This is a genomic window from Halococcus dombrowskii (assembly GCF_022870485.1).
GTDB classification, from domain to species: Archaea; Halobacteriota; Halobacteria; order Halobacteriales; family Halococcaceae; genus Halococcus; species Halococcus morrhuae.
In genome coordinates this window covers 2,150,377-2,176,891 of sequence record NZ_CP095005.1, presented here as the reverse complement: position 1 = coordinate 2,176,891, position 26,515 = coordinate 2,150,377, and the positions used below count along the sequence as shown (strand labels likewise).

Below are 26,515 nucleotides of genomic sequence, written 5' to 3'. Positions count from 1 at the left end.
CTACAGCACGCGTTTGCCGAGTGCGCTCGCGGCGAGTTCGGTGGCGAGCTCGGCGGTTTCGTTGTGCGAGTCGAGGATCGGGTTCACTTCGACGACTTCGAGCGAGCGCAGCGCGTCGTCGTGGTCGGCGACCAGTTCCATCGCCGAGTGGGCCTCGCGGTAGGTGACGCCCCCTCTGACAGGGGTGCCCACGCCGGGTGCGTGGGAGGGGTCGAGCCAGTCCATGTCGAGGCTCACGTGGATGCCGTCGACGCCGTCGGTGGCGACCGCGAGCGCTTCCTCGGTGACGTCGACGACGCCGCGCTCGTCGATGTCAGACATCGTGTAGGCGGTCACGTCGCTGTCGCGGATGCGCTCGCGTTCGTGCTCGTCGACGCTGCGCAGGCCGACGAGCACGACGTTCTCCTCGGAGAGGTTCGGGGCGTTTGCCCACGGTGTATCGGCGAACTCGCCGAGGCCGAGCGCGGCCGCCAGCGGCATGCCGTGGACGTTGCCCGAGGGGGTAGTTGCTGGCGTGTTGATGTCGCTGTGGGCGTCGAACCAGACCGCGCCGATTTCGGCTTCGCGGGCGGCCCCGGCGAGCGTGCCGATCGCGATCGAGTGATCGCCGCCGAGGACGAGCGGGAGCGCGCCGTCGGCGAGTGTATCGTCGACCTCGTCGGCGAGCCGCGTACAGATCGCCTCGACCTCGGGGAGGTATTTGGCGTTCGTTGCCGCCCGCTCGGGATCGCGCTCCTCGGCGTGTGGCACCGTGAGGTCGCCCCTGTCGATCGTCGAGCGGTCGATGTCGTCGAGCGTCGTCGACAGTCCCGCGTAGCGGATCGCCGACGGGCCCATGTCGACGCCGCGTCGATCGGCACCGAGGTCCATCGGGACGCCGATTGTCCGAATCGTCATGGTGGGGCTGCGAGGGGCCGATATAAAAATCGCTGTATCGGTTACTGATACTGTGCGCAGACGCGCCGGAGCCCCTCCTCGAAGTCGATCGCGGGCTCCCAGCCGGTTGCCTCCGTCATCTTCGAAGTGTCCGCCATCGTGTCGTGGACGTAGGCGTGCTCGGGGATCGGGTTCTCGATGTACTCCGGTTCGATCGCCGCGTCGAGTTCGTCGGTGAGGCGATCGACGAGCGTGTTGATGGTGTGGCTCTCGCCCGTGCCCAGGTTGTAGATCCCGGTCAGTCGTTCCTCGGCGGCGCGTTCGAGCCCGCGAACGATGTCGTCGACGTGGGTGAAATCGCGCGTCTGTGTGCCATCGCCGTAGATCACCGGCGAGTCGCCGTTGGCGATGTCGTCGGCGAACTGCGCGATGAGGTTGGCGAACTCGCCTTTGTGCTCTTCGGCCCCGCCGTAGCCCTGGTAGACCGAGAAGAAGCGCAGGCCGGCCACGTTCATGTCGTAGTAGTGGGCGAAGTATTCGCCGTAGCGCTCGCGGGCGAGCTTCGAGGCCTCGTAGCCGGTGCGGGCTTTCACGTCCATTGCCTCGGGCGACGGCTCGGTACGATCGCCGTAGATCGAGGAAGTCGAGGCGTACACCACTCGCTCGCAGCCGTCGCTCCGCGCCTGCTCGACGGTGTTGACGAACCCTTCGACGTTGACCCGTGCGCCCTTCTGGGGGTCGTCCTCGTGCATCGGGCCCGACGAGAGCGCCGCGAGGTGAAAGACGACGTCGACGTCGGTCGGGAGATCGTCATCGAGCACGCTCGCTTCGACGTACTCGACGTCGGCATCGAGGTTTTCGGGCGTGCCGAGATAGCCGTCGTCGAGGGCGATGACGTCGTTGTCCGCCGCGAGGTGGTTCGCGAGGTTCGAGCCGATGAAGCCCGCCCCGCCGGTGACGAGAACGCGATGTCCATCCATGCGTCAACTGCGTGTGCGGGAGGTCAAGTTTGTATCGGAAGGCGAACGCGTTCCCGCAGTGAGTCACGATCGGCTCGTCCGGGCTGGGAAGCGGCAGCCGTCGGGTTTAAGGTGCGGTGTGCCGAATAACACGAGATGTCATCTATCGAACTCACCGATAGCCAGAAGAAGATCCTGCAGGAACTCGTCGACCTCTATCGCGAGAGCGAGAGTGCGGTCAAGGGCGAGGCGATCGCCGACATGGTCGACCGGAATCCGGGCACCATCCGCAACCAGATGCAGAGTCTGAAAGCGCTCCAGCTCGTCGAGGGCGTCCCGGGGCCGAAGGGTGGCTACAAGCCCACGGCCAACGCCTACAGCGCGCTCGACATCCAGGAGATGGACGAGCCCGAATCCGTCCCACTCAGCCACAACGGCGATATCGTCGAGACCGCCAACGTACAGGAAATCGAGCTCCACAGCGTCCACCACCCCGAGAAATGCCGCGCGGAGATCCACATCCAGGGCTCCGTCCGGGATTTCCACGAGGGCGATACCGTCACCGTCGGCCCGACACCGAAATCGAGCCTCGCCATCACGGGCAAGGTCGACGGTGTGGTCGATACCGACAACACGATCATCCTCGACACGCGGACGATGGAAGCGCCCGCCGAGGACTGAGCCGACCGCCGAACCGGACACAGCGAAATCGATCGGATGACGACCGAGGACGACGCCCGCAGAGCGATCGATACCGAACTCGGCCGACTGCACGAGCGCTTCGGCGCGTTCGACGTCACCGAGACGATCGTCGAGAACGATCCCGACTTCTACGAGCATGGTCTCGATCACGTCCACCGAACGGGGATGCTCGCCGACGCCGGAGCGCTCGTCCGCGATCGACGGGATCGAACACTGCTCGTTCGCCATCCCGCTGCACCCGAGACGTGGACGATGCCGGGCGGTGGGCACGAAGCAGGAGACGGGTCACTCGTAGCGACGGCGATCCGCGAAGTTCGAGAGGAAACTGTCGTTCGCTGTACGATAACGGACATCCGCTCGGCACGGATCACGACCATCGAACACCGCGACGAGCAGCGGTCCTATCCGATGCTCACGGTGATGTTCGTCGCCCGCGGTGAGGGCTCGGCCTCCGCCGCAGAGGACGAAGAGATTCTCGAAGCACAGTGGTTCGCCGACCCGCCGGATGAATTCGGGAACAACGATTAATTGTTGCACGTACGACGTGAACCCATGCAGAACCCGCTCGCCACGATCACCGATCACCTTTCCACGGGGCGTCGTACTGACGAGCCGATCGACGACGCCGAACTGACGATGGTCGACGTGGCCCGCGAGATCCGCGACACCCCACGCACCATCGACTGTCGGGACGGCCGAGCGCTCGGCTATGCAGACTGTGGCGACCCGGCCGGCGATCCGGTGGTCGTCTGCCATGGCTTTCCGAACTCGCGGGTGTTCGGCGCGCTGTTCGATCGGATCGGCCGCGAGCGCGGGCTGCGAATAATCACGCCCGAGCGTCCCGGTCTCGGGCTCTCGGATCCGCTGCCGGAACGGACGGTCGCCGACTGGCCCGCCGACGTGGCCAATCTCGCCAATGCCCTTGGACTCGATTCGTTTCCGGTGCTCGGTGTCTCGGGCGGTGCTCCCTACGCGGCCGCCTGCGCAGCGACACTCCCACGCGTCGATCGCGCGGCCATCGTCTGCGGGCTCGCACCGCTCGAATCGGTCGGTTTCGGCGATCGTCTCCCCTTCTTGCTGGCCGAACACGCCCGACCGCTGGCGACGCTCTCGCTCTGGGCCGACGGTCGGACGGCGCGACGCGATCCAGAGGGATATCTCGCCGAACGGGCAGACGAGACCGCCGACGTGGACGCCGAGCGCTGGCGCGGCGAGATGGGACGGGTACTGCTCGAAAGCAGTCTGGAAGCGACGGCGCATCACGGCTCCGGCCTGCTCGTGACCGATCTCGCCGTGCCCGCCCGCGAGTGGGGGTTCGATCTCGGAGCGATCGACGTGCCGACCTCGTTATGGTACGGCAAGGCCGACCGGATCGTCCCGCTGTCGATGGGTATCCACTACACCGAAGCGATCCCGACCGCCGAAGCCCACATCTATTCAGGACAGGGCCATCTCTCGACCATCGACGAAAACGAGGAGCGGATCTTCGACGCGCTCGTCGGCGATTAGTGTTCGACCAGTTCGACGAGCACACCACCGGTCGCCTTCGGATGGAGGAAGGCGACGTCGTGGCCCCATGCACCCGGCCGTGGCTCCTCGTCGATGAGCTCGACACCCCGTTCGTCCATCCTGTCGAGTGCCCCTGCGATGTCGTCGGTCGTGAGCGCGAGGTGGTGGATGCCCGGCCCGTTCCGATCGAGATAGCGCGCGATGGTGCCTTCTTCGTGGGGTTCGAGCAGTTCGAAGTAGCTGTCGCCGCAGTCGAGAAAGCGAACGTCCATCCCGTCGAAACGCTCCTTGTGAACGACTGGCGTGTCGAACAGGTCGGCGTACAGTTCGGCGAGACCGTCGGCGTCGTCGGTGGCGATGCCGGCGTGGTCGAAGTTCACAGCGCGGCCCCGCCCTGGTGCTCGCCGAAGACGTCGCGCATCGCATCGGCGATCTCGCCGGTGGTGGCCTCGGCCTTCACCGCATCGATGATGTACGGCATCAGGTTGTCGTCGCCCTCGGCCGCGTCATGGAGCGCCGCGAGCGCGTCCTCGACCGGCCCGTCGTCGCGCTCGTCCTTGACGTCCTGGAGGCGCTCGCGCTGGCGGCGCTGGTCCTCCTCGGTGACTTCCTCGATGTCGACTTCCGCCTCCTCGTCGACCTCGTACTCGTTGACGCCGACGATGACGCGCTCGCCCTCGTCGATCTCGCGCTGGCGCTCGAAGGCGACGTCCTGGACCTCGCGCTGGACCCACTGGTCCTCGATCGCCTGGAGCATCCCGCCCCGATCGTCGACCGAATCGAGGATGTCGAACGCCTCCTGCTCCAGCTCGTCGGTGAGGTTCTCGACGTAGTAACTGCCCGCGAGCGGGTCGATCGTGTCGGCCGCACCCGATTCGTGGGCGAGGATCTGCTGGGTGCGCAGCGCCGTGCGGACGCTCTCCTCAGTGGGGAGGGCGAGCGCCTCGTCCTTCCCGTTGGTGTGCAGGCTCTGAGTGCCGCCGAGAACGCCGGCGAGCGCCTGATAGGCGACCCGGACGATGTTGTTGTCGATCTGCTGGGCGGTCAGCGTCGAGCCCGCGGTCTGGGTGTGGAACTTGAGCTTCTTCGAGTCCAGGTTCTCGGCGTCGAAGCGTTCCTCCATGATCTTGGCCCACATCCGGCGGGCGGCCCGGAACTTGGCGACTTCCTCGAAGATGTTGTTGTACGAGGCGAAGAAAAAGGAGAGCTGCGGGGCGAACTCGTCGACCGCGAGGCCGGCATCGAGCGCGCGCTCGACGTACTCGATGCCGTCGCCGAGCGTGAAGGCGATTTCCTGAGCCGCCGATGAGCCCGCTTCGCGGATGTGATAGCCCGAGATCGAGATCGTGTTGAAGTTCGGCACCTCCGCCGCACAGAACTCGAAGATGTCGGTGATAATTCTCATGGACGGCTCGGGTGGGTAGATGTAGGTGTTGCGCGCGACGTACTCCTTCAGCACGTCGTTCTGGATCGTCCCTCTGAGCTGCTCGCGATCGACACCCTGGCGGTCGCCGACGGCGATGTACATCGCCAGCAGGATCGACGCTGGCGCGTTGATCGTCATGCTCGTCGAAACGTCGTCGAGCGAGATGCCGTCGAAGACCGTCTCCATGTCGTGGATCGAATCGATGGCGACGCCCGACTTCCCGACCTCGCCGGCGGCCATCCCGTCGTCCGAATCGTAGCCCATCTGCGTCGGGAGATCGAACGCCATCGAGAGTCCGGTCTGGCCCTCGTCGATGAGATAGCGGTAGCGCTCGTTGGTCTCCTCGGCGGTGCCCATGCCCGCGTACTGGCGCATCGTCCAGAGCCGACCGCGATACATCGTCGGATAGACACCACGGGTGTAGGGCTCCTCGCCCGGGAAGCCGAACTCGTCGTCGTAGCCGCGCTCGCCGACATCGTTGGGCGTGTAGAGACGATCGACCTCGTGGCCGTCGGTGTCGGTGGTGAACGTCTCTTTGCGCTCACCAAAGCGATCGAGCGTCGGCCCGAGCGTCTCGTCCTCCCATTCCTCTTTCGCTGAGCGGATGTCGGCGAGATCGTCAGCATCGAACATGACTTCGCTGCGCGTCGAACGCCCTTAACCTTTGACGGCCTACCTGGTATCGTACTTGTAGGTCGCGTTCTCGCTGTCGATGCCGAAATCCTCGGGCGTCTCCTCGGGTTCGCCGTCGCCCTCCCCCACGGGGCTGGCGTGTTTGAACCGCTCGCGCAGAGCTTCTGGCATCGAGAACTCGTCGGTGGCGAGCGCGAGCGGGACGGCGTCGGGGACGCTGCCGTCGCGTTTCTCGTCGAGTCGCGTTTCGATCTTCGCTGGGAGCTCCTCGCGATCGATCCTGTCGAAGCCGAACCGATCGAGATAGCGTGGCTGATCGGTGAGCGAATAGACCGTCGCGAACCCCTCGTCGCTCGCGCGGTCGACGAGGCGCTCGATGACATGTGCGCCGACGCCCTGGCCGCGCCACCCCTCCAGAACGCCGATCCCGGTGAGTTCGCAGACGCGCTCGTCGGCACGATGGATCCGAATTCGGCCGAACCCGACCTTCTCGTTTCCGGACTCGTCGATGGCGATGACGTAATCGCGTGAGCGGAAGGCGGCGGCGTCGAGAGCCATCGCCTCGATATGGTCCAGAAGCCAGACCTCCTCGCGGTTTCTCGCGTTCCGGACGTACATACGAACGATAGCCGCGGTGGCCATAAAAAGGGTCGCTTAGGAGTGGGTCACGACGAGCACGACGGGAGAAACGGGGCGCAAAGATTCTTGTGGAATCCGCAGAAATAGCCACACCACGATGACAGCCGCTCCCGGTACCGACGAGATCGTCCACGAACCGTCCGAGGAGTTCGTCGAATCGACGAACGTCCGGGCGTTCATGCAGGAGTACGACATCGACGACTACGACGAGCTGATCGCACGGACCTGCAACGAGGTCGACGGCGTCGAGCAGTCGGGTATCGACTGGTTCTGGGACGAACTCGTCGACTACCTCGGCATCGAGTTCGACGAGGACTACGACCGCGTCCGCGACGATTCCGACGGGCCACAGTTCTCGGAGTGGTATCCCGGCGGGAAAATAAACGTCGCCTACAACACGCTCGATCGGTACGCAGAGGGCAATACGCGCGAGAAGACGGCCTGTCTCTGGGAGGGCGAACCGGGTGAAGTTCGGGAAATCAGTTTCGGCGAGCTACACGCCCAGGCGAACCGCGTCGCGAACGCCCTCGAAGAGCGTGGCATCGAGACCGGTGACACCGTCGGGCTGTACATGCCGATGGTGCCCGAGGTAATCTCGATCCTGTACGGCTGCTTCAAGGTCGGCGCGATCGCCGTCCCGATCTTCTCGGGCTTCGGCGTCGACGCGACCGCCACGCGGCTCGCGGACGCCGAACCCACGGTGTTGTTCACCGGCGACGGGTTCTATCGCCGCGGCAGCGAGGTCCATCTGAAGGAGGCGGCCGACGACGCCATCGACACGGCGGGCCACGTCGAGCACACCGTCGTCTTCGATCGACTCGGGCGCACGCCGGCGGGCAGCGGGGAAGCGCCCTGGAACGACGCGCGCGACGAGACGTGGGACGAGGCGGTCGCAGGTCAATCTGCCGAGTACGACACCAAGGAACTCGACGCTTCACAGGAGTCGATACTGCTCTACTCCTCGGGGACGACGGGGACGCCGAAGGGGATCGTCCACACGCACGCGGGCATCCTCATGCAGTGCGCGAAGGAGATCCACTTCGGCTTCGACCAGCAGGACGACGACCGCTTCTTCTGGGTCTCGGATATCGGCTGGATGATGGGGCCGTGGACGCTCATCGGCAACCACGCCTTCGGCGGGACGGTGGTGATGTACGAGGGCGCGCCCGACCACCCCGAACCCGATCGGTTCTGGCGGATGATCGACGACCACGACGTCACGCAGTTCGGCATCTCGCCGACGGCCATCCGCGCGCTGCGCAAGCAGGGCGACGACTGGATCGACGGGCACGATCTCTCCAGCCTCAGGCTGCTCGGCTCGACCGGTGAGCCCTGGGATCCCGAGTCCTGGAACTGGTTCCACGAGAACGTCGGCAACGGCGAGACGCCGATCATCAACATCTCCGGCGGCACGGAGATCTGTGGCTGCTTCCTGATGCCGATGCCGATCCAGCCGCTCAAACCCTGTACGCTCGGCGGACCGGGACTCGGCATGAACATCGACATCGTGAACGAGAAAGGCGAGAGCGTCGCCGACGAAAACGAACGCGGCTATCTCGTCGCCCGCGATTCGTGTCCCTCGATGACGAAATCGCTCTGGAGCGGCGACGACCGCTATCTCGACGAATACTGGTCGACCTTCGAGGACCCGCCGCTCTGGAACCACGGCGACTGGGCCCAGAAGGACGAGGACGGGCTCTGGTTCCTCCACGGCCGCGCCGACGACGCGCTCAACGTCGCCGGTCGGAAGGTCGGTCCCGCCGAGGTCGAAGCCACCGTCATCGAACACGACGACGCCAATCAGGCCGCCGCGGTCGGCGTCCCCGACGACACGACGGGCACGGCGGTGGTCGCCTACGTCGTTCTCGAAGATCATGCGGAGCCGTCGGACGCGCTGCGCGAGGAGCTCCGCGAGCAGGTCGGCGCGGAGCTCGGCAAACCGTTCAAACCCCGCGAGGTGCTGTTCGTCGACGAGTTCCCGAAGACCCAGTCGGGGAAGATCATCCGCCGGGCCATCGCCTCGGTCTACCGGGGTGAGGAGCTCGGCGACATGGACTCCATCGAGAACCCCGCCGCGCTCGACGCCGTCGAGCGGGCACGGTAGCACTCCCTCGCGACACCGCCATAGTGCGGAAAGCCTGATACCACCGCCCGCGCAATCGCACTCATGAGCACGCGCGCATGGCAGGATCGGATCGTCGGCGATCGGATGACCGTCGATCAGGAGTTCACCGACGCAATCGAGAGCTCGCAGTTCAGCCGGCAGCAGTGGGGACTCATCATGACGGCCGTCGAGTTCGATATCGAAAACCCGGACGACGAGTCGGCCGCACTCGTCGCCGATACCGAGAAACTCCCGCACGTGATGGACGAACTCGACGACATCGACGCGCGGACCCCGATGGCCGCAAGCGACGATTCGGGCGGCGGCATTCTCGACTCGATCAGTGGACTGTTCGGCGGCGGTGGCGACGATCACGACGAACAGCTTGCGGCGGCCGAGCGTCTCGCCGACCGCTACGCCGAGCAGTTACAGACCCATCTCGAAGAACAGGGCAAATGGGACGAGATCCGTGCTGCCGCGCGCGACTAGGGGCTGCCGCCGCGAAAGAGCGTCCGTTCTTCGGTCTCGTAGATGTTGATCAGTTCGGACACGATCTCGTCGTAGGATTCCTCGTCGACGCGGAGTCGGTCGAGGCGCTCGATCGTCTCCTCGTCGAGTGCTATCTCGGGCATGGGTTCGTCGTGCGAGCGCGAACGGCTTAACCTCGGCGGTCAGAGCCGTGCTAACAGTGCACTTTCGATCTCCTCGGTGGTCGCTTCACCACCGAGATCCGGCGTGTGCGGGCCGTCGGCGAGAACCTCCATCACCGCCGTCCGGATCCGCTCTGCCTCGTCAGCTCTCTCCAGGAACTCACAGCACATCGCGGCGCTCAGCACCGTCGCGATCGGGTTGGCGATCCCCTTGCCGGCGATGTCCGGCGCGCTGCCGTGGACCGGCTCGAACAGCGCGCGCTCGGGGCCGATGTTCGCGCTCGGCAGCAGTCCGAGTCCGCCGACGAGCCCGGCCGCCAGATCCGAGAGCACGTCGCCCGCGAGATTGGGACAGATCACGACGCCGTAGTCGGCCGGATTCATCACGAGATCGGTCGCCAGCGCGTCCATCAGCTGGGTCTCGTGGTCGGCCCCGTGCTCGTCGGCCACCTGCCCCGCGGTCTCGACGAACAGCCCGTCGGTCCGGGCCATCACGTTCGCCTTGTGCGCCACCGTCACGTCGTAGTCGTGCTCGGCGGCGTAGTCGAACCCGAACTCGGCGATCCGTCGCGAGGCGGGTTCGGTGATCACGCGGGTCAGCGTCCGCACCTCGTCGGTGAGATCGCTCTCGATGCCCGCGTAGACGCCCTCGGTGTTCTCGCGGACGAACACCAGATCGGCGTCGGGATGGAGCGCGTCGATACCGGGGTACGCTCTCGCGGGACGGACGTTCGCGAACGAGCCGACCGCGCTCCGGAGCGGCAGGATCACGTCCGCCGCGCTCTCGCCGGCCGCGCCGAACAGCGTCGCGTCGCTCGTCTCGGCTGCCCGTTTCGTCTCTTCGGGCAGCGGCTCGCCGGTTTCCTCCTGAACTCGATCGCCGGCATCGTACTCGGTGAACGCGAAATCGCCGACCTCGTCGAGCACCGACACCGCGACCGGGACGACTTCCTGCCCGATGCCGTCGCCCGGGATCACGGCGATCTCTTCAGTCATCGAGATAGGGGAGTGTGGCGGCCGTCTCGGCGACCGCGCCCGAATTCGATCGCATCAGTGCAGTCGTGTCCCAGACGCCGTCGACGAGCGCCCGGCGCTGGGCTTCGTCGACGGTGACGGTGGCCTCGCGATCGCCGTAGCGCACCGTCTCGTCGGCCACGTCGATCTCGATGTCGCTGTCGGGGTTCGCCTCGATCCACTCCTGAATTTCCGAGACCGTCTCGTGGTCGGCGGTCACGGTCGGGATCCCGAGCGCGAGACAGTTGCCGGCGAAGATCTCGGCGAAGCTCTCGCCGATGAGTGCGTCGATCCCCCAGCGCATGAGTGCCTGGGGGGCGTGCTCGCGCGAGGAGCCACAGCCGAAGTTGGCGTTGACGACCAGCACCGAGGCGTCGCGGAACCGCTCCTCGTTCATCGGATGGTCCTTCTCGTTGTCCTCGTCGTCGAACCGCTGGTCGAAGAAGGCGAACTCGCCGAGCCCGTCGAAGGTGATCACCTTCATGAACCGCGCCGGGATCACCTGATCGGTGTCGATGTCGTTGCCTCGAACTGGGATACCGGTACCGGTGACGCGTTCGACGGTCTCGACGACCTCCTCGGTCATTGGACCGTCACCGCCGGCAGTTCGCGTACGTCGGTGACCTCGCCCGTGATCGCCGCCGCGGCGACCATCACCGGGCTCATGAGGACGGTTCTGCCCTCTTTCGAGCCCTGCCGTCCGACGAAGTTCCGGTTCGACGAGGAGGCACAGGCCTGATCGCCCTCCAACTGATCCTCGTTCATCCCGAGACACATCGAACAGCCCGCACCGCGCCACTCGAAGCCCGCCGTCTCGAAGATCTCGTCGAGCCCCTCCGCCTCGGCGGCCTCCTTGACGCGCTGGCTGCCCGGGACGACCATCGCACGGACGCTCGAATCGACTTCCCGCCCGTCGACGACGTCGGCGGCGGCCCGGAGATCGGGCAGTCGAGCGTTCGTACACGAACCCAGGAACGCCACGTCGATGTCGTAGCCCTGCATCGTCTCGCCGGGTTCGACTCGCATGTGCTCCTGGGAGGCCCGTGCGGTCTCCTGTTTGTCGGCGGGGAGCGCGTCGGGCTCAGGGATCGCCTCCGTCACGCCGATCCCCTGTCCCGGGGTCGTCCCCCACGTCACGACGGGTTCGATCTCGTCGCCGTCGATCGTGACGACGTCGTCGTACTCGGCGTCCGCGTCCGACGTGATCGACTCCCAGTACTCCTTGTGCGCCTCGAACTTCTCGGGGTCGTCACGGAAGGCGTCCGTCTCCTTGAGCCACTCGTAGGTGGTCTCGTCGGGGTTGACGTAGCCCGCTCGCGCGCCACCCTCGATCGACATGTTGCAGATGCTCATCCGTCCCTCCATGTCGAGCGACTCGATCGCCTCGCCGGCGTACTCGTAGACGTAGCCGACGCCGCCGTCGACGCCGAGCTTCCGGATGATCGTGAGGATGACGTCCTTCGCACCCACATGACTATCGAGCTCGCCCGTCACCTCGATCTTCCGGACCTTCTTCTTCTCCATCGCCACCGTCTGGGTCGCGAGCACGTCACGAATTTGCGAGGTGCCGATACCGAACGCGAGCGCGCCGAAGGCTCCGTGCGTCGAGGTGTGCGAATCGCCACAGACGATCGTCGTCCCGGGCTCGGTGAGTCCCTGCTCCGGGCCGATGACGTGGACGATACCCTGGTCGCCGCTACTGGGATCGTCGAACTCGATCCCGGAGTCGCGGACGTTCGTCTCCAGCTCGCTCATCATCTCCTCGGCGGCGTCGTCGGCGAACGGCCGCGACTGGTCCGCCGTCGGAACGATGTGATCGACCGTCGCGTGGGTCAGGTCGGGATAGGCGACCTCCATGTCGCGCTCGCCGAGCATGCCGAACGCCTGCGGGCTCGTCACCTCGTGGATGAGGTGGAGGCCCACGAACAGCTGTGTCTGGCCCGTGGGCAGCTCGGTGACGGTGTGTTCGTCCCAGACCTTGTCGTAGAGCGTGCGCTCGCTCATCGGGCGTCGTCGCGGCCTTCGGTCCCCCGCTCGAACACCCGATTGGGCTCGGCCTGCGTGGGTGGTTCGTGGTCGACGTCCTTCATCCGTTCCCCGTCGACCGACTCGTCGGTATCGGCGCTCGCGTCCGACTCCGCGTCCGCGGCCTCGTCGCGCTCACTCCGTTCGCGCTCGCTTCCGGAAGACGTTCCGTCTTCCGTCGTTCGAGAACCGTTGGTTCTCTCACCGCCGTCGGCCGCGACGGCCGGCCCACGCTGGTAGACCACGGCGTCGCCGAACGGTCGTCCGGTGTCGGGATGGGTGTGATCGACCGTGCTCATCGTCGTCGCTCGTTCGTGTCGTGTATCAGTCATCTGCTTGCACTCGTTCGGTTTCGTTTCGTTCCTCGTTCGATTCGGCGTCCTCGGCCCACGCGAACAGGTCGCGCAGGCGCTCGCCGACCTCCTCGATCTCGTGATCCTTCTCGGCCTGTCGCAACTGGCGGTAGGCGGGTCGGTTGGCCTGGTTCTCCGCGATCCACTCACGGGCGAATGCCCCGCTCTGCACGTCGTCGAGGACTTCCTCCATGTTCTCGCGGGCGTGCTCGTCGACCACGACGTCGCCCTTGGTGAGACCGCCGAACTCGGCCGTATCGGAGACCGAGTCCCACATGCCGCCGAGCCCGCCCTCGTACATCAGATCGACGATCAGTTTCATCTCGTTGAGACACTCGAAGTAGGCCATCTCCGGACTGTAGCCGGCATCGACGAGCGTCTCGTAGGCCTGCTTGATCAGGCTCGTCACGCCACCGCAAAGCACCGCCTGCTCGCCGAACAGGTCGGTCTCGGTCTCCTCGCGGAAACTGGTCTCGACGACGCCCGCACGGGTACAGCCGATCCCCTGCGCGTACGCGAGCGCTTCCTCGCTGGCCTCACCCGTCGCATCCTGGTAGACCGCGAGCAATCCGGGAGTTCCCTCGCCGCGCTCGTAATCCCGGCGGACGATGTGGCCCGGGCCCTTCGGCGCGACCATCGTCACGTCCACGTCGTCGGCCGGCTCGATCTGTCCGAAGTGGATGTTGAACCCGTGGGCGAACTGGAGGGTGTCGCCGGCGTCGAGTTCGTCGGCGATGTCATCGTACACTGCGGGCTGGACGGTATCGGGAACGAGCATCGAGACGACGTCCGCGCGTGCGGCGGCCTCGACGGGCGTTGCGACGTCGAGACCGTCCTCGTGGACGGCGTCGCGCGAGCTCGAATCCTCTCGGAGACCCACGACCACGTCGACCCCGCTGTCGGCGAGGTTCTGCGCGTGGGCGTGGCCCTGTGAGCCGTAGCCCATGACGGCTACAGTTTTGCCTTCGAGTGCGGTGCTGTCTGCGTCGTCGTCGTAGTAGATCGTTGCGTGTTCTGTCATTGTCGTACCTGCGTTCGTTCGTACCGCTCCTCTTCCGCGTGTGTCGTCCACTCCTCACCGCGCGCGAGCGCCGTCTGCCCAGTTCTGGCGAGCTCGCGGATACCGAACTGTCGGAAGGCGTCGATCGCGTCGTCGATCTTCTGCTCGTCGCCGGTGATCTGCACGGTGATGGTGCGCGGGCCGGCATCGAGCGTCTCGCCGCCGTACATGTCGGTGATGGCGTTGACCTTGTCCGGCTCCTCGCCGTGGACCTTCAACACCACCAGCTCTCGGCGGATGGCGTCGTCGCCGAGCTCGCGCACCGAGATGACGTTGACGAGCTTTTCGAGCTGTTTTTCGACCTGGCGAATGCCCGGTTCGGGCTCCTCGATGACCAGCGTCACGCGCGAGGTCTCGGGGTTGGTCGTCGTGCCGACGGTCAAGGATTCGATGTTGAACTGCCGACGCGAGACCAGTCCCGAGATCTTCGCCAGCACGCCCGGCTCGTTCTGGACGAGCGCCGATAGCGCTGTGCGCCGCGGGTCGTGCACGGCCTCCATCTCGGGATCGATTCGGATGCCCTGCGCGTTCCGCCGCCCCGACGGCTGGGGGCGCTCATCGGGGGCCGGTCCCTGCAGGCCTTCCGTCATAGCTGCTCCTCCGCCAGCACGAACCGGCCGTTCGAGCCACCGCTGGGCACCATCGGATAGACGTCCTCGGTCGGGTCGATGAACGCGTCGACCACCGACGGGCCGTCGTAGGCCAGCGCGTCCTCGACGACGTCGGTGACCTCGTCGTGGCCCTCCATCCGGAACCCACGCGCGCCGAACGCCTCGGCAAGCGTGGCGAAATCGGGCACCCAGGGGTACTCGGAGGCCATCCGTCGGCCGTCGTGGAAGCTGTCCTGCCACTGGCGCACCATGCCGACGGCCTCGTTGTTGAGGATTATCACCGTGATGTCGAGGTCCTCGCGGACGGCGACCGCGAGCTCCTGGAGCGTCATCAGGAACGACCCGTCGCCGTCGAAACAGACCACCGACTGGTCGTCGTCCGCGGCGAATCGCGCGCCGATGGCCGACGGTAATCCGTAGCCCATCGTACCCAGTCCGTGGGACGACACCCACGTCCGCGGCTCGGTGTACGTCCAGTACTGGACCGCCCACATCTGGTGCTGGCCGACGCCCGTGGTGACGATGGTGTCGTCGTCGGTCGCCGTGTCCACGGTTTCGACGACGAACTGCGGTTTCAGCGGCCCATCTTCGTCCATCGGGTAGTCCATCGGGTAGTCGGTCTGCCACTGCTGGCACTGCTCGACCCATTCCTGGAAGCGCTCGCCGGTGGCCGCCATGTCCGCCGCGCGCTCGTCGGCCATCGCCTCGTGCACCTGCTCGATGACGACGCTCGCCTCACCCAGGAGTGGGTAGTCGGCCGCGATGTTCTTCGAGATCTCCGCCGCGTCGATGTCGGCGTGGATGATCTCGGCCCCCGGAGCGAACGTCTCGACGCCACCCGTCAGGCGGTCGTCGAATCGCGTTCCAACCGCGAACATGGCATCACAGTGCGTGATGGCCATGTTCGCGTAGCCCGTGCCGTGCATCCCCGCCATCTCCATCGCGAGGTCGTGGCCCTCGGGGAACGCGCCTACCGCGGGCATCGTCGTCACCACCGGGATTCCGTACTCGGTGGCGAATTCCCTGAGTTCGTCACAGGCCTCGCCCTTGATGACGCCGCCGCCCGCGAGGATCACGGGTTTGTCGGCGCGCGCGAGCACGCCGGCAGCCGTTTCGATCGCCTCATCGTCGGCCCGCTCGGGCGGATCGTACGTCTCGGGCGCTGTTCCCGCAGCCGGCTCGCTCTCGGTCGGCCCGGTCGTGATGTCCTTCGGGAGATCGACCAGCGTGGGGCCCTGTCGGCCGGCATCCGCGAGCGCGAACGCCTCGCCGACCGTGTCGCCGACCGAGTCGACGTCGCCGGCGAAGTAGTTCTCCTTCGTCACCGGGTTCGTAACACCGGTGGTGTCGGTCTCCTGGAAGGCGTCGGTCCCGACCATCTCGGAGGGGACCTGACCGGTGAGCGCCACCAGCGGATCCGAATCCATCGAGGCGTCCGCGAGCCCGGTCACGAGGTTCGTCGCGCCCGGCCCGGAGGTCGCCAGGCAGATGCCCGGCTCGCCCGAGACGATGCCGAAGGCGTCGGCCGCGTGGGCCGCACCCTGTTCGTGTGCCATCGTCACGTGGTCGAGCGGCGAGTCGTACAGCGCGTCGTAGACCGGCATGATGGCCCCGCCCTGCACGCCGAACAGCGTCTCGACGCCCGTCCGTTCGAGCGCCCGCGCCACCGACTCCGCACCGCTGGTCACGGGGCGCTCGCTGGCTTCGGTCGCCTCGACCGTCTCCGGTTCGGCGTCCTCGGGCTCGCCCGTCTGTGGGGTCTGCTGGCCCTCGCTCATCGGTCGCCTCCGTCGTTCGTCGTCGATGCCGCTCGGCTGTCGCGTGTGGTCGGTGCTGGTTCTCGTGTGGTCATCGGTGTGTCGTCGGCTGTCGCGCGTGCTGTTCGCCGTGCGAAACGCGTCGGGGTCGAAGGAAGTGGCTCTGTAGGGGCTAAACCCCTACAATAATGCGGCCGCGCGCGCCGAGTGCGCCGCTCCGAGTTCGCGTCCCTCGGGCGGTGGTCGGTCGCGTCATCGTTGTCGTCCCCACCAGGGGATCGGTTATAACCTTTGCGCGCCGTGCAAACGTTGCCCCGAACGCGGGGTTCGGGCGCTACCCGTGGCTGGTGGGTGGAGGCGTGCGACGGGGTCATGCTCAGGCGTTGACCTCCGTCTTGCCGACCTGCTCGATGCCGACCTCGCGGGCGAACCGTTCGAGCACGCTCATCGTCACGCGCTCTTTCTCCGCGCCGAACTCCTTTACCCGCCGGGTACACTCGCGTACCTCGTCGTCGGTCGGGTCGAAGCCGGCCTCGTGCAGCCGCTTGCGCACCGAGTGCGTCCCGGTGTGTTTGCCGAGGACGAGCTCGCGCTGCGCGCCGACCATCTCGGGGGTCATCACACCCGGCTCGAACGTGTCGGAGTTCTCGATCACGCCGGCCGCGTGAATGCCCGACTCGTGGCTGAAGGCGTTCTGCCCGACCACCGGCTTGTTGCCGGGGGTCTCGATCTCGCTCGCGCGCTCGACCAGTCGAGAGAGTTCGGTGATGCGGGTCGTGTCGATCCCCGACTCCACGCCGTAGAGCGATTCGGCGCTCATCACGACCTCCTCGTAGGCGGCGTTGCCGGCGCGCTCGCCGATGCCGTTGACGCTTACCTGGGCCTGCGCCGCGCCGTTCTCGAAGCCAGCGAGCGCGTTCGCGCTCGCCAGCCCGAAGTCGTCGTGGGTGTGGACGTCAACCCGCGCGTCGGCGACCTCACAGACCCGGGCGACGAGCTCGCCGAACCGGGCGGGCGTCGCCACCCCGCAGGTGTCGGGGATGTTGATCCAGTCGGCCCCCGCCGCGGCGGTCGCCTCGACGACATCGACGAGATACTCCTCGTCGGTCCGCGTGGCGTCCATCGGCGAGAACATCACCTCGACGCCCGCCTCTTTGGCCCGCTCGACGGCGTTCACCGACCGTTCCTTCATCTCCGCGCGACTGGCGTGCATCGCGTCTTCGAGCTGGACGTCGCTCGTCGAGGCGAAGACGTGGACCATCTCGACGCCCGAATCGAGCGCCGCTTCCACGTCCTTCTCGACGACGCGTGCCAGCCCGCAGGTCGTTACACTGGTGCTCTCGGCGATGTCGCTGACGGCCTCGAACTCCGCGTCGGAGTTCACCGGGAAGCCCGCCTCGATGACGTGCGTCCCCATCTCGTCCAGCACGGCCGCGATCTCCCGCTTGTCGTCGTAGCTGAACGAGGTGCGTGGCGACTGCTCACCGTCGCGCAGAGTCGTGTCGAAAACTCGAACTGTGTCTACTTCAGTCGTCTCTCCCAGGGTGCCCTGGAAGAACTCGATCCGCCGGGGTCACCGACGAATCCTCCGTGTCCGTGTCGTTGTGGGACATTGTACTCGGTCGGATGTCCATCCCACGGATAAACCTATCGCTCCGGAATTTCCGTTCGGGCGGATTCACCCGGTGAAATCGACGGATCGGCAGCCATCGACGGCCTTGTTCCCTCGATAGTTCCTTATATCATACAATCACCGGCGGCGCAGCAGGTGGTAGGATCGACCCACGATTGCACTCGATCGGACGGCGAGCCGGCCGATCGCCGCTCGCGCGACCGACCGACACCGAACGGATCACGTCCGAAGGTTTTTGCGCCGCTGTGGCGGACGGTAGCGGTATGTTTCTGCATGGCGGTCGACTGTCGCGAACCGATGGAGGTCGGGCGTGAGCGCGCTCGACACGCTCGAACGGATCGGTAACGTCGCGAGCACCTACTTCGTGGTGTGGGTGCTGCTGTTTTCGGGCGCGGCGCTCCTCACCCCGGAGACGTTCACCTGGATCTCGCCGTACATCACGCCGTTGCTCGGCATCATCATGCTCGGGATGGGGCTGACGCTACGGCCCGCCGACTTCAGGCGCATCGTGGAGCGCCCGCGCGATGTGGCCATCGGCGCGCTCACCCAGTGGATCGTGATGCCGCTCGCCGCGTGGGGTCTCACCATCGCGCTCTCGCTACCGCCGGCGCTCGCGATCGGTGTGGTGCTTCTGGGTGCCGCGCCGGGTGGCACGGCCTCGAACGTGATGACCTATCTCGGCAAGGGTGACGTCGCGCTCTCGGTTGCGATCACGACCGTGACGACGCTCGCCGCCCCGATCGTGATGCCGACGTGGGTCGTCGCGCTCGCGGGCGAGCAGCTCCAGGTGACGTTCGCCGAGATGTTCACCTCCATCGTCCAGGTCGTCCTCATCCCCGTGATCGCAGGCTTCGTGCTCCGGCTGACCCTCGATCGCTACGCGCCGCGTCTCGCCGCGGCCGGGCTCAACGTCTTCCCGGCGATCAGCGTCGTCGCCATCGTCGCCATCGTCGCGGCGGTCGTCGGCGCGAACGTCGAGAACATCCTGACCGCGGGCGCGGTGGTGTTGGTCGCTGTCGTCGCCCACAACGCCATCGGGCTCGCCGCGGGCTACGGCGTCGGCCGTGCGAGCGGGATGTCGCCCGATCGGGTGCGGGCGTGTACTTTCGAGGTCGCCCTCCAGAACAGCGGACTCGCGGTCGCGCTCGCGACGGCCTACTTCAGCCCGCTCGCGGCGCTCCCGCCCGCACTGTTCAGCGTCTGGCACAACGTCACCGGCCCGGCGCTCGCGACGTACTTCTCGCGGCAGTCGACGGGGACGACCGACGCGAGGGCTGCGAGCACGAGCGACGACTGACAACGGAATGGTGAGTCGCTGAGGCGTTTGCACCGCAACAAGCAGAACGAATCATCGATCACCGCTCCGAGATCGTTCTCCGATGCTACGGGATTTCAGCCGAGGAGAACGACGAGCGCGACGACAGCGGCCGCACCGAACCCGGTGAAGTACATCACGTACTCCAACCGCGTTGCTGGCACGACCGCTGCCATCGCGGCGGGGTTTCTCGACGCGCCACCCGCCTCTACCGGACTCGGCATCTGCATCCCGCCGGATTCGCCACCGGTACTGGATTGCATTTCGCCGACCGCCGGACCCGGACCGATGCCGGGAGCCCCGAGCAACAAGACGAGCGCCAACATCGCAATGGCGACCAACACGAGCACGACAGCACCGAGTGCAACATCGAACAGGCTGGCGACGAGCACAATGACACCTGTCGTTACTGCTCCGGCTCCGAACCCGTACAGTGAGCCTCGTTGCACCAGCTTTTCCAGACCCATAGCGCGATCTATCCTTCGGTGTGGTATATGCTTTCTGTGAGATGCGCCGTTCATCGAACAGCAACTCAGCCTGCGTTCTTGGATCGAGATCCACCTCACGACGCCAACGCGACGACCGACAATGCAAAGGTTGATTCCTCGATTGTGGTGATCGAAGGACAATGGCGGAGCAGAGCAACACGTGGGTCGCGTTTCTGGTCGGCGGGCTGGCGGTCGTGCTCGTCGGTGCTTGGCTGCTCGACGGGCTGGCGTGGTTCATCCAGTACGGGTTCGTGGCTATCGGACTGCTGCTGATCGGCTACGGCTACTATCGGGCACGGTTGGAGTCCTTTCTCGACTGATTCGTCGGTCGCCCAACTGGGATTCGTCCGTGACGATCGATGTCCCGACCGTTCGCGCCCTAAAACGAGGATTTTTCTCCCGGCGCGATGAGAGTCGGCCATGAGCGAGTTCGATCTCGACCTCCAGACCGTCGAAAACGAAATCGAGGACGAGACCGGCGAGCGCGCCCATCGCGTCGTTCTCGGCGTGCTCGACGGGCGGACGCCAAGTGAGGAATGGATCGCCGAAATCGCCGACGACGCGGTGCTCGTCCTCGCCGTCGAGGGCGACCTGAACCGCCTCGCGAGCGGGTTCGCGAGCGACGTCCGTGAGATGGACGGCGAACTGATCCACTTCCGGAAGTTCCTCCTGGTGACGCCACCGGGCGTCCACATCGATACCGATCGACTCGACTAGCCCTCGACGAACGTCACGAAGTGGCCGTCGGGATCGCGAACCCTGATCCCGTCGTCGAGCCGTTCGACCGATCGCACCGATTCCCCCACCGCTTCGAGCGTCGCTTTCGGGTCTCCGACGGCGACACCGAGATCGACGTGGACGCCGCCGCGGGCGTCGGCCAGCCCCAGGTGGGGTTCCCAGAGTTCGAGGGCGAACCCGTCGGCCGCGAGCCGCGTCCGGCGGCGCTCGCTCCCCTGATCGACGATCTCCATCCCGAGATCGGTGTAGAACGACTCGGCGCGGGCGAGCTCTGCGACTTCGAGGACGACCTCGAACATCCCGTGTACGCCTGACCCTTCCCCATCCGACTCGCCGAGTTCGACGCAGTTGCCCTCCGTATCGTAGAAATACAGCGAGCGCGCGCTGCCGAAGGTGTGTTCGTCGAGATCGAACGACTCCGCAAGCTGGTCGTACCAGTCGTCGTACTCGCTCGTGGGGATCGAGAGCGCGTAGTGGGTGTGGAGTCCCCCGCGAGGGATGGCCGATGGCCGGCGGAGCACGAGGTCGGTCTCGCCGGCCGAGAGGACGACCTCGCTCTCGCTCTCCCGCACGGTATCGAGGGCGAGCTGTTCGCGGTAGAACGCGCTCGCGTGATCGATATCCTTGACTTCGAGGGCGAGCCAGCGTAGCGCCGAAATCATGCATCCCGAACGGTCGCCGAGTATAAATATCCGCCACCGATGCGCTCATCCGCCGCCGCCCCGAGGGATGGGTATGCCGATGAAGGGTTCTGGCTCGGCGGAGTACGAAGCGATCGACCGCTTCGACGGCGGTGTCGGCTGGCTCGCCTACCCGGACGAGCGGATGCAGCGCGCGAGCCACGCGCTCGCGACCGACGAGGGCGTCTGGCTGGTCGATCCCGTCGACGCCGCGGGGATCGACGACCTACTCGCCGAGTTCGGTGACGTCGCGGGCGTCGTCGTCCTCCTGGACCGGCACAAACGCGACGCCGCCGCATTCGCCGAGCGCCACGATGTCTCGGTGTACGTTCCGTCCTGGATGGATGGCGTCGCCGACGAGATCGACGCGCCGATCGAGCGCTTCGATGGAACTCTCAGCGAGACGGGCTACCGACTCCGGATGGTCGCCACGCCGCTGTGGCAGGAGGGCGCGCTCTACCACGAAGAAGACGGCACGCTCGTCGTCTCTGAGACGTTCGGGACGGCCGAGTACATGCGTACCGACAGCGAGCGACTGGGTGTCCATCCGGCGCTGCGACTGCTCCCGCCGCGACAGTCGTTCGAGGATTTCACCCCCGAGCGCGTGCTCGTGGGTCACGGTGCAGGCGTCCACGAACACGCCAACCCGGCGCTCGGTGCGGCGCTGTCGGGATCGCGCCGCCGCGCACCGTCGCTCTACCTGAAAACCGCCAGGCTGTTCCTCGCGAACTGAGACAACTGAACCCATGTCTGCCGCTCACGACGCGACCGATGGCCGACCCGCGGTGTACGCGACTGCCGGACTGGTGGAAGCGCTGCTCGATCTCGCCCGCGAGGCCGAACCCGAGGAGGCAACGATCGCGCTCGCGACGACGCCGGCCGGCGAGTTCGCGGAGTCACTCCCGCCCGAGACGCCGGTGTTCACTCATTTCTACTTTCCCGAGGCCGGTCGGTCGCTGTCGGCAGTGTTCGGGATGGATCTCGGCACGCCCGCGGGCCAGACGCAGGGACGGTTCGTCTCACATCCACAGGGGCGGCTCACACTCACGCGGACCGACGATCTCCACGGCATCGTGTTCGTCGCGATCCCGCCGTGGGAACGGGGCGATATCGCGGTCTTCTCGCGCGACGGCATCGAGCGCTCGCTCGACCTCGTGGCTGCCGAACCGCCGGCGGAGTCGCTCGACTAGCCCAGATAGCCCAGATCGCGGAGCTGCTCGGCGATCTCGTCGAACTGGGCCTCGGTGAGTTCGCCCTGTTTCTGGTGTTGGATGACGATGCTGCGGAGGAGAAAGCGCACGAGATCGGAGGTGCTCTGAAAGCTCGTCCCCTCGATCGTCTCCTCGACTCGGTCGGCGAGGTCCTTCGGGATCGAGACGGTCGTGTAGTCGGTCATGACGATGGGTGGGCGAGCGGTCGGATAGTCGTTGTGTTCGCTCCAGGAAATCGTCCGTTAGCGAGGGTCGAGAGCCGCTACCGACTGCTCTGGCTGGTCGATCCGCATCGCGTCGTGGCTCTCGTCACGACTCGGTGTACGAGAGTGCGACGACGCGCCCGTCGCCGTAGACCGCGTACAGCTCCGCCGCCGGATCGCCGTCGGTGTTCGCGACCGTCGGATGGACGTAGATCGGCACGTTGCGCTCGTACGACGCGCGGACGTCGCCGGATTTCGGGTCGACGACCGAGACGATCCCGTCGTTCGTCACGGCCACTATCTCGGGCTCGCCGTCGCCGTCGACGTCGCCCATGCTCGGCGGGGGCGTCATCGGCACGTCCTCGGCGGTGAGCTGGGTGGTCCACTCGACGGTGCCGTCGCTCGCGTCGAGACTCCTGAGTTTCCCGTCCTTGGCGGTCGCGTAGACTTCGACTGCACCGTCGCCGTCACCGTCCCCGAAGGCGTGGACCGCTGCGAGATCGCCGAACTCCTTTTGCCACTCGATCGTCCCGCGCTCGCCGTCGATCGCGACGACCCGCCCGCCGAACGTCGCGGCGACGATCTCGGTCGCCTCGTCCTCGTCGGCCTGCCCGGTCGTCATCCAGGTGATCGAGCTGTCGAACGGCTGCGTCCGATTCCATCTGACCGTGCCGTTCCGGTCCAGGAGTACGACCTTCTGGCCCGCTCCGACGGCGATCTCGCTCTCGTTGTCGCCCGTGAAGTCGGCGACTGCGGGCTGGGCCTCCGTCTTCGCGTCGAGTTTCTCGGTCCAGACCGCGCTGCCGTTCGGCCGGAGGACGAACGCCGTCCCGCGGAAGTCGACGACGACGGTCTCGTTCGCCCCGTCGCCGGTCACGTCCGCGACGAGGGGCTGGGTGTAACCGTAGTCGGTGAGGTTGTACGCGAACTCCCGCTCGCCGGTTTGGGGATCGAGCGCGGTGACGAGATCTTCGGTCGTGGTGGCGACGACCTCTTTCGTCCCGTCGTCGTCGAAATCGGCGAGCGTCGGATCGGCGACCGAGTGGATCGTGCAGTTGGCCGCCGGGACGCGATAGCGCCACTCCGGCGTCGCGCCGTCGGCGGTCATCGCGACGAGCCGGCAGCTACTGCCGTTCCCGCTTCCGCTGACCGGTGCGAACACCATCCCCTTGCCGTCGATTTTCCCGGCGGCGGGAGCGTGGTGGTTGCCGAGGATCGATGTCGACGTGTTGCTCACCCATCGTTCGTCGAGCGTGCCGCTGGACCCGGCAAGGCTGCTGTAGCCGACGAACGCCGTTCCGGCGAGCACCGAGACGAGAAGGACGACCGCCACGACGGTCCGCGTCTGCATGCGGTCGGTATCGACCCGTCGGGAATAAGCCCTCGCGTCGGGCCGGGCGATTCGAGAACCGTACCAACGGGGCGTATCAACGGCTTCTTTGCCGCGCTCGGGCGATCGGGGGCATGGACGAGCGCCGGGGACTGTTCACTCTTCTGCTCGGCCTCACGACGTTCGTCGGCGTCGCGAGCGCACATCAGGTCCAGAGCTCGCGCTTCACCGCGCCGATCCCGCTTTCCCTCCTGTTCGGCGGTGCTGCGGTCACGGTCGCGGCCACGGCAGCCTGGCTCGCGATCACGGGCGAGCGATCCGAGAAGGGGCGAACGTGGCCCGCGTTCGTGCTCCCGAAACACGTTGCGACAATCGTGCGATATGGCGCACGAGCGGTTTTCTTCGTCGGGTTTCTCGTCACGATCGTCCGTGGCTTCGCCGGCCCGCAGATTGCCGCCGAGAACGTCGCGACGGTGTTCGTCTGGGCCGTCTGGTTCAAGGGCGTCGGCCTGCTCTCGATCCTCGTCGGGAGCCCGTGGCGCGTGCTGTCGCCGTGGCGGACGCTCTACGACGGGCTGACACGGATCGAAGGCGACGAGATCGCTGCGCTCGGTTCCTACCCGTCGTGGCTCGGCTCCTGGCCCGCACTCGGTGGATTCGTCGTCGGTATCGGTATCCTGGAGAACCTCACCATCGTCCCACGCTCGCCGGCGGCGACGGCCGCCGTCATCGCCGGCTACGCCGCAGTGATGGTGCTCGGCGCGGTCGCCTTCGGTCGGGAGTGGTTTCGACGCGCGGACGCGCTGGAAGTGCTCTACCGACTGTTCGGACGGGTCGCCCCCGTGGGGTTCGTCACGACGGAAGACGGCCACCGAGTCGTTTTCCGGCCGCCGTGGACCGGCTGTACGTGCCCCGTCGAACGGTTCGGGCTCGTCGCGTTCGTCGTCGCCACCGTCTACACGGTGAGCTTCGACGGGTTCACGAACACGCCGGAGTTCCAGGAACTGCTGTTCGGCCTCCGCGAGCTGCTCTCGACCGGTCCCGGGACGAGCGTGTTCATCTACGTTCTCGGACTGGCGGGGTTCGTCGCGGCGTTCGTCGGCGTCAGCGTGGTGATGGGGGCTGTCGTCGAGAGCGGTGGGGGCGGTGGGAGCGGCGGCTGGCGAGGAACGGCCGTCGCGTTCGCGCCGACGGTAGTGCCGATCGCCGCGGCCTACGAGGTCGCCCACAACTACCCGTTCGTCGTCGAACGACTCGGCCGGCTCGCGGCCGTCGCGTGGTCGCTCGCTGTCACGCCGATCGAACCGCTCGATCTGCTCGGTTGGCTGTCGGTCCCCGTCTTCTGGGGATCGCAGGTGCTGTTGATCGTTGCTGGTCACGTCATCGCCGTCGTGGCCGCCCACGCAGTGGCGGTCGCTCGCTACGAAACCCTCCCGCAAGCCAGGCGAGCCCATCTCCCGCTCGTGGTGTTGATGGTCGGCTACACGGTGCTCTCGCTGTGGATCATCTCGCGACCGGTCGTTTCATGAGTGACGATTCGACGTGCGCACCAGAACGATTATTCTGACGTGTTCCCAAACAGTAGCAATGAATCGACGGCGTCTCTGCGGAATCGACCCTCGCCGTCGAAAACGTGGGGAGAGTTCTGCATCGAACGGGGATGATGGCGCGCGATGACGCTCCCGCATGTCGTTCCCCACCTCGGCATCGATCACGGCTCCACGCCGATCGGCGACGTGGCGCTGCCGACCGTCCTCGCCGTCACGGCGGTCGTCTCGCTGGTCGTTCTCGGGCTCGGCATCGTCGCGCTGGCACAGCGGCGCTCGCGTTCGTATCTGTTGATCACGATGGCGCTCGGCACGCTGGTCGGGCGCACGCTCGTCGGTGGACTGGCGATGGACGGGATGCTCTCGATGGAGCTGCACCACCTCATCGAGCACACGCTCGACGGCGTCATGGCCGTTCTGCTGCTCGCCGCGGTCTACTACGCACGCACGATGGCGCGACCGGAGGTGAACACGTATGAACGGGACTCGTAAGCGCGTCGCGCGGCGCATCCACACGTCGCCGGGCATCCACTTCAACGAGCTCGTGCGCGTGCTCGACCTCGCACCCGGTCAGGTCCAGTACCACCTCAAGCGACTCTGCTCGGCAGGGGCGGTGACCGACGAGCAGCGCTACGGCCGTACCCACTACTACCCGCCCGAGTGCGACGCGTGGCGGCGCGGCGCGCTCTCGCTGCTGCGCCGCGAGACCGCCGGCGACATCGTCGCGCTGCTCTGTGATCGCGGGCCGACGCGGCCACAGCCGCTCGCCGACGAGCTCGACATCGCCCGCAGCACGCTCGAATGGCATCTCGATCATCTCGTCGAGCAGGACGTCGTCGTGAAGGAGCGCGACGAGCGCAACCACGTCACGCTCGTGCTCGTTCGGCCGACCGAGACGGCGCGACTGTTACGGGAGGTCAGCCCCTCGTCGCCGGCGCGCATGGTCGATCGGTTCGTTCGCCTGACCGATCGACTGCTGGAGGACGCGGCCGGGGAGTAGTCGGCCATCGTCGTCGCTCGGAATATCACACCGATCCGACGTGACATCGACG

At 66.5% G+C, this 26,515-nt stretch carries 31 protein-coding genes; 13 read left to right on the top strand and 18 right to left on the bottom strand.

The genetic code is table 11. From position 1 onward, the window contains the following. Both rocF and MUK72_RS11150 read right to left on the bottom strand, forming a co-directional pair. A complete protein-coding gene (rocF, locus tag MUK72_RS11155; protein WP_244700540.1) occupies nt 1-897 on the bottom strand; it encodes an arginase in 897 nt (298 codons plus the stop codon). A gap of 41 nt (nt 898-938) precedes the next feature. Further along, a complete protein-coding gene (locus MUK72_RS11150) occupies nt 939-1,856 on the bottom strand; it encodes an NAD-dependent epimerase/dehydratase family protein (protein ID WP_244700522.1) in 918 nt (305 codons plus the stop codon). Nucleotides 1,857-1,991: 135 nt separating this feature from the next. Here MUK72_RS11150 and MUK72_RS11145 point away from each other — a divergent pair, with 135 nt between their 5' ends. Genes MUK72_RS11145 through MUK72_RS11135 form a run of 3 tightly spaced genes read left to right on the top strand, consistent with a single transcriptional unit; the run spans nt 1,992 to nt 4,046 of the window. After that, complete coding sequence (locus MUK72_RS11145; protein WP_004054755.1) at nt 1,992-2,516, top strand: Rrf2 family transcriptional regulator; 525 nt, start codon at nt 1,992-1,994, stop codon at nt 2,514-2,516. A gap of 36 nt (nt 2,517-2,552) precedes the next feature. Further along, nucleotides 2,553-3,065, top strand: coding sequence for an NUDIX hydrolase (locus MUK72_RS11140; RefSeq protein WP_244700520.1), 513 nt, complete (start codon nt 2,553-2,555; stop codon nt 3,063-3,065). Nucleotides 3,066-3,089: 24 nt separating this feature from the next. Next, nucleotides 3,090-4,046, top strand: a complete 957-nt coding sequence (locus tag MUK72_RS11135; RefSeq protein ID WP_244700503.1) for an alpha/beta fold hydrolase — start codon at nt 3,090-3,092, stop codon at nt 4,044-4,046. Here MUK72_RS11135 and mce read toward each other — a convergent pair. From mce to MUK72_RS11120, 3 genes are read right to left on the bottom strand one after another with little or no spacing between them, the layout of a single operon-like run. Beyond that, a complete protein-coding gene (mce, locus tag MUK72_RS11130; RefSeq protein WP_244700501.1) occupies nt 4,043-4,426 on the bottom strand; it encodes a methylmalonyl-CoA epimerase in 384 nt (127 codons plus the stop codon). The two genes, MUK72_RS11135 and mce, sit on opposite strands and share 4 nt — an antisense overlap. After that, complete coding sequence (locus MUK72_RS11125) at nt 4,423-6,105, bottom strand: acyl-CoA mutase large subunit family protein (RefSeq protein ID WP_244700498.1); 1,683 nt, start codon at nt 6,103-6,105, stop codon at nt 4,423-4,425. Before MUK72_RS11125 ends, mce begins: the two co-directional genes overlap by 4 nt. Nucleotides 6,106-6,144: 39 nt before the next feature. Next, nucleotides 6,145-6,723: a GNAT family N-acetyltransferase gene (locus tag MUK72_RS11120; RefSeq protein WP_244700495.1), complete on the bottom strand. Its 579-nt coding sequence runs from the start codon at nt 6,721-6,723 to the stop codon at nt 6,145-6,147. 118 nt (nt 6,724-6,841) lie between these two features. On the opposite strand from MUK72_RS11120, the gene MUK72_RS11115 reads away from it, so the two are divergent. Together MUK72_RS11115 and MUK72_RS11110 are read left to right on the top strand one after the other, a co-directional pair. Beyond that, nucleotides 6,842-8,848, top strand: a complete 2,007-nt coding sequence (locus tag MUK72_RS11115; RefSeq protein ID WP_244700479.1) for an AMP-binding protein — start codon at nt 6,842-6,844, stop codon at nt 8,846-8,848. A gap of 63 nt (nt 8,849-8,911) precedes the next feature. After that, entirely contained in the window at nt 8,912-9,337 is a 426-nt protein-coding gene (locus MUK72_RS11110) for a DUF5799 family protein (RefSeq protein ID WP_244700476.1), read from the top strand. On the opposite strand, the gene MUK72_RS11105 is transcribed toward MUK72_RS11110, so the two are convergent. The 9 genes from MUK72_RS11105 to MUK72_RS11065 form a co-directional block, all read right to left on the bottom strand. Beyond that, on the bottom strand, nt 9,334-9,480 hold the full coding sequence (locus MUK72_RS11105) for a DUF7557 family protein (RefSeq protein WP_244700474.1): 147 nt from the start codon (nt 9,478-9,480) through the stop codon (nt 9,334-9,336). The two genes, MUK72_RS11110 and MUK72_RS11105, sit on opposite strands and share 4 nt — an antisense overlap. Before the next feature lie 39 nt (nt 9,481-9,519). After that, nucleotides 9,520-10,494, bottom strand: coding sequence for an isocitrate/isopropylmalate dehydrogenase family protein (locus MUK72_RS11100; protein WP_244700471.1), 975 nt, complete (start codon nt 10,492-10,494; stop codon nt 9,520-9,522). Continuing rightward, nucleotides 10,487-11,098 (bottom strand): 3-isopropylmalate dehydratase small subunit, encoded by a 612-nt coding sequence (gene leuD, locus MUK72_RS11095; RefSeq protein WP_244700455.1) that lies wholly within the window; start codon nt 11,096-11,098, stop codon nt 10,487-10,489. The genes MUK72_RS11100 and leuD overlap by 8 nt, the downstream gene beginning before the upstream one ends. Beyond that, a complete protein-coding gene (leuC, locus tag MUK72_RS11090) occupies nt 11,095-12,516 on the bottom strand; it encodes a 3-isopropylmalate dehydratase large subunit (protein WP_244700452.1) in 1,422 nt (473 codons plus the stop codon). The genes leuD and leuC overlap by 4 nt, the downstream gene beginning before the upstream one ends. Further along, nucleotides 12,513-12,869, bottom strand: a complete 357-nt coding sequence (locus tag MUK72_RS11085; RefSeq protein ID WP_244700449.1) for a DUF7989 family protein — start codon at nt 12,867-12,869, stop codon at nt 12,513-12,515. Before MUK72_RS11085 ends, leuC begins: the two co-directional genes overlap by 4 nt. Continuing rightward, nucleotides 12,862-13,911, bottom strand: a complete 1,050-nt coding sequence (gene ilvC / locus MUK72_RS11080) for a ketol-acid reductoisomerase (protein ID WP_244700446.1) — start codon at nt 13,909-13,911, stop codon at nt 12,862-12,864. Before ilvC ends, MUK72_RS11085 begins: the two co-directional genes overlap by 8 nt. After that, nucleotides 13,908-14,540: an acetolactate synthase small subunit gene (gene ilvN / locus MUK72_RS11075; RefSeq protein WP_244700443.1), complete on the bottom strand. Its 633-nt coding sequence runs from the start codon at nt 14,538-14,540 to the stop codon at nt 13,908-13,910. The genes ilvC and ilvN overlap by 4 nt, the downstream gene beginning before the upstream one ends. Beyond that, the gene (gene ilvB, locus MUK72_RS11070) at nt 14,537-16,339 is read right to left on the bottom strand and encodes a biosynthetic-type acetolactate synthase large subunit (RefSeq protein WP_244700440.1); all 1,803 of its coding nucleotides are present in this window, start codon (nt 16,337-16,339) and stop codon (nt 14,537-14,539) included. The genes ilvN and ilvB overlap by 4 nt, the downstream gene beginning before the upstream one ends. A 355-nt stretch (nt 16,340-16,694) precedes the next feature. Continuing rightward, nucleotides 16,695-17,882, bottom strand: coding sequence for a LeuA family protein (locus tag MUK72_RS11065; RefSeq protein WP_244705326.1), 1,188 nt, complete (start codon nt 17,880-17,882; stop codon nt 16,695-16,697). Nucleotides 17,883-18,261: 379 nt separating this feature from the next. On the opposite strand from MUK72_RS11065, the gene MUK72_RS11060 reads away from it, so the two are divergent. Next, nucleotides 18,262-19,248, top strand: coding sequence for a bile acid:sodium symporter family protein (locus MUK72_RS11060; protein ID WP_244700437.1), 987 nt, complete (start codon nt 18,262-18,264; stop codon nt 19,246-19,248). 95 nt (nt 19,249-19,343) lie between these two features. Here the strand turns inward: MUK72_RS11060 and MUK72_RS11055 are convergent, their stop codons facing one another. Next, nucleotides 19,344-19,715 carry a hypothetical protein gene (locus MUK72_RS11055; protein ID WP_244700434.1) on the bottom strand — a complete coding sequence of 124 codons (372 nt, stop codon included), beginning with the start codon at nt 19,713-19,715 and terminating at the stop codon, nt 19,344-19,346. Between the two features lie 179 nt (nt 19,716-19,894). Between MUK72_RS11055 and MUK72_RS11050 the strand changes: the two genes are divergently transcribed. Further along, the gene (locus MUK72_RS11050; protein ID WP_244700431.1) at nt 19,895-20,074 is read left to right on the top strand and encodes a hypothetical protein; all 180 of its coding nucleotides are present in this window, start codon (nt 19,895-19,897) and stop codon (nt 20,072-20,074) included. A 100-nt stretch (nt 20,075-20,174) separates the two neighbouring features. Then, nucleotides 20,175-20,471: a DUF5779 family protein gene (locus MUK72_RS11045; protein ID WP_244700428.1), complete on the top strand. Its 297-nt coding sequence runs from the start codon at nt 20,175-20,177 to the stop codon at nt 20,469-20,471. Here MUK72_RS11045 and MUK72_RS11040 read toward each other — a convergent pair. Then, nucleotides 20,468-21,154 carry a VOC family protein gene (locus tag MUK72_RS11040; protein WP_244700425.1) on the bottom strand — a complete coding sequence of 229 codons (687 nt, stop codon included), beginning with the start codon at nt 21,152-21,154 and terminating at the stop codon, nt 20,468-20,470. The two genes, MUK72_RS11045 and MUK72_RS11040, sit on opposite strands and share 4 nt — an antisense overlap. A 73-nt stretch (nt 21,155-21,227) precedes the next feature. Here MUK72_RS11040 and MUK72_RS11035 point away from each other — a divergent pair, with 73 nt between their 5' ends. Both MUK72_RS11035 and MUK72_RS11030 read left to right on the top strand, forming a co-directional pair. Beyond that, complete coding sequence (locus MUK72_RS11035) at nt 21,228-21,905, top strand: MBL fold metallo-hydrolase (protein ID WP_244700422.1); 678 nt, start codon at nt 21,228-21,230, stop codon at nt 21,903-21,905. Nucleotides 21,906-21,918: 13 nt separating this feature from the next. Further along, on the top strand, nt 21,919-22,362 hold the full coding sequence (locus MUK72_RS11030; RefSeq protein WP_244700419.1) for a JAB/MPN domain protein-containing protein: 444 nt from the start codon (nt 21,919-21,921) through the stop codon (nt 22,360-22,362). On the opposite strand, the gene MUK72_RS11025 is transcribed toward MUK72_RS11030, so the two are convergent. Next, nucleotides 22,359-22,568: a ribbon-helix-helix domain-containing protein gene (locus tag MUK72_RS11025; RefSeq protein WP_004054695.1), complete on the bottom strand. Its 210-nt coding sequence runs from the start codon at nt 22,566-22,568 to the stop codon at nt 22,359-22,361. The genes MUK72_RS11030 and MUK72_RS11025 overlap by 4 nt on opposite strands. 124 nt (nt 22,569-22,692) lie before the next feature. Further along, nucleotides 22,693-23,937, bottom strand: a complete 1,245-nt coding sequence (locus MUK72_RS11020; RefSeq protein WP_244700416.1) for an outer membrane protein assembly factor BamB family protein — start codon at nt 23,935-23,937, stop codon at nt 22,693-22,695. 113 nt (nt 23,938-24,050) lie between these two features. Here MUK72_RS11020 and MUK72_RS11015 point away from each other — a divergent pair, with 113 nt between their 5' ends. The 3 genes from MUK72_RS11015 to MUK72_RS11005 all read left to right on the top strand — a co-directional run bounded on the left by MUK72_RS11015 (nt 24,051) and on the right by MUK72_RS11005 (nt 26,463). Then, nucleotides 24,051-25,445, top strand: coding sequence for a hypothetical protein (locus MUK72_RS11015; RefSeq protein WP_244700413.1), 1,395 nt, complete (start codon nt 24,051-24,053; stop codon nt 25,443-25,445). A gap of 144 nt (nt 25,446-25,589) precedes the next feature. Next, nucleotides 25,590-25,955, top strand: a complete 366-nt coding sequence (locus tag MUK72_RS11010) for a DUF7471 family protein (RefSeq protein WP_244700410.1) — start codon at nt 25,590-25,592, stop codon at nt 25,953-25,955. Beyond that, nucleotides 25,939-26,463, top strand: coding sequence for a winged helix-turn-helix transcriptional regulator (locus MUK72_RS11005; RefSeq protein WP_244700408.1), 525 nt, complete (start codon nt 25,939-25,941; stop codon nt 26,461-26,463). Before MUK72_RS11010 ends, MUK72_RS11005 begins: the two co-directional genes overlap by 17 nt. The last annotated feature ends 52 nt before the right edge of the window (nt 26,464-26,515 follow it).

Bases quoted from the DNA above. Each gene is read 5' to 3' on its own strand.
- rocF (WP_244700540.1), bottom strand. From the start codon at position 897: ATGACGATTCGGACAATCGGCGTCCCGATGGACCTCGGTGCCGATCGA.
- MUK72_RS11150 (WP_244700522.1), bottom strand. From the start codon at position 1,856: ATGGATGGACATCGCGTTCTCGTCACCGGCGGGGCGGGCTTCATCGGC.
- MUK72_RS11145 (WP_004054755.1), top strand. From the start codon at position 1,992: ATGTCATCTATCGAACTCACCGATAGCCAGAAGAAGATCCTGCAGGAA.
- MUK72_RS11140 (WP_244700520.1), top strand. From the start codon at position 2,553: ATGACGACCGAGGACGACGCCCGCAGAGCGATCGATACCGAACTCGGC.
- MUK72_RS11135 (WP_244700503.1), top strand. From the start codon at position 3,090: ATGCAGAACCCGCTCGCCACGATCACCGATCACCTTTCCACGGGGCGT.
- MUK72_RS11125 (WP_244700498.1), bottom strand. From the start codon at position 6,105: ATGTTCGATGCTGACGATCTCGCCGACATCCGCTCAGCGAAAGAGGAA.
- MUK72_RS11120 (WP_244700495.1), bottom strand. From the start codon at position 6,723: ATGTACGTCCGGAACGCGAGAAACCGCGAGGAGGTCTGGCTTCTGGAC.
- MUK72_RS11115 (WP_244700479.1), top strand. From the start codon at position 6,842: ATGACAGCCGCTCCCGGTACCGACGAGATCGTCCACGAACCGTCCGAG.
- MUK72_RS11110 (WP_244700476.1), top strand. From the start codon at position 8,912: ATGAGCACGCGCGCATGGCAGGATCGGATCGTCGGCGATCGGATGACC.
- MUK72_RS11105 (WP_244700474.1), bottom strand. From the start codon at position 9,480: ATGCCCGAGATAGCACTCGACGAGGAGACGATCGAGCGCCTCGACCGA.
- MUK72_RS11100 (WP_244700471.1), bottom strand. From the start codon at position 10,494: ATGACTGAAGAGATCGCCGTGATCCCGGGCGACGGCATCGGGCAGGAA.
- leuD (WP_244700455.1), bottom strand. From the start codon at position 11,098: ATGACCGAGGAGGTCGTCGAGACCGTCGAACGCGTCACCGGTACCGGT.
- leuC (WP_244700452.1), bottom strand. From the start codon at position 12,516: ATGAGCGAGCGCACGCTCTACGACAAGGTCTGGGACGAACACACCGTC.
- MUK72_RS11085 (WP_244700449.1), bottom strand. From the start codon at position 12,869: ATGACTGATACACGACACGAACGAGCGACGACGATGAGCACGGTCGAT.
- ilvC (WP_244700446.1), bottom strand. From the start codon at position 13,911: ATGACAGAACACGCAACGATCTACTACGACGACGACGCAGACAGCACC.
- ilvN (WP_244700443.1), bottom strand. From the start codon at position 14,540: ATGACGGAAGGCCTGCAGGGACCGGCCCCCGATGAGCGCCCCCAGCCG.
- ilvB (WP_244700440.1), bottom strand. From the start codon at position 16,339: ATGAGCGAGGGCCAGCAGACCCCACAGACGGGCGAGCCCGAGGACGCC.
- MUK72_RS11050 (WP_244700431.1), top strand. From the start codon at position 19,895: ATGGCGGAGCAGAGCAACACGTGGGTCGCGTTTCTGGTCGGCGGGCTG.
- MUK72_RS11045 (WP_244700428.1), top strand. From the start codon at position 20,175: ATGAGCGAGTTCGATCTCGACCTCCAGACCGTCGAAAACGAAATCGAG.
- MUK72_RS11040 (WP_244700425.1), bottom strand. From the start codon at position 21,154: ATGATTTCGGCGCTACGCTGGCTCGCCCTCGAAGTCAAGGATATCGAT.
- MUK72_RS11035 (WP_244700422.1), top strand. From the start codon at position 21,228: ATGCCGATGAAGGGTTCTGGCTCGGCGGAGTACGAAGCGATCGACCGC.
- MUK72_RS11030 (WP_244700419.1), top strand. From the start codon at position 21,919: ATGTCTGCCGCTCACGACGCGACCGATGGCCGACCCGCGGTGTACGCG.
- MUK72_RS11025 (WP_004054695.1), bottom strand. From the start codon at position 22,568: ATGACCGACTACACGACCGTCTCGATCCCGAAGGACCTCGCCGACCGA.
- MUK72_RS11020 (WP_244700416.1), bottom strand. From the start codon at position 23,937: ATGCAGACGCGGACCGTCGTGGCGGTCGTCCTTCTCGTCTCGGTGCTC.
- MUK72_RS11015 (WP_244700413.1), top strand. From the start codon at position 24,051: ATGGACGAGCGCCGGGGACTGTTCACTCTTCTGCTCGGCCTCACGACG.
- MUK72_RS11010 (WP_244700410.1), top strand. From the start codon at position 25,590: ATGACGCTCCCGCATGTCGTTCCCCACCTCGGCATCGATCACGGCTCC.
- MUK72_RS11005 (WP_244700408.1), top strand. From the start codon at position 25,939: ATGAACGGGACTCGTAAGCGCGTCGCGCGGCGCATCCACACGTCGCCG.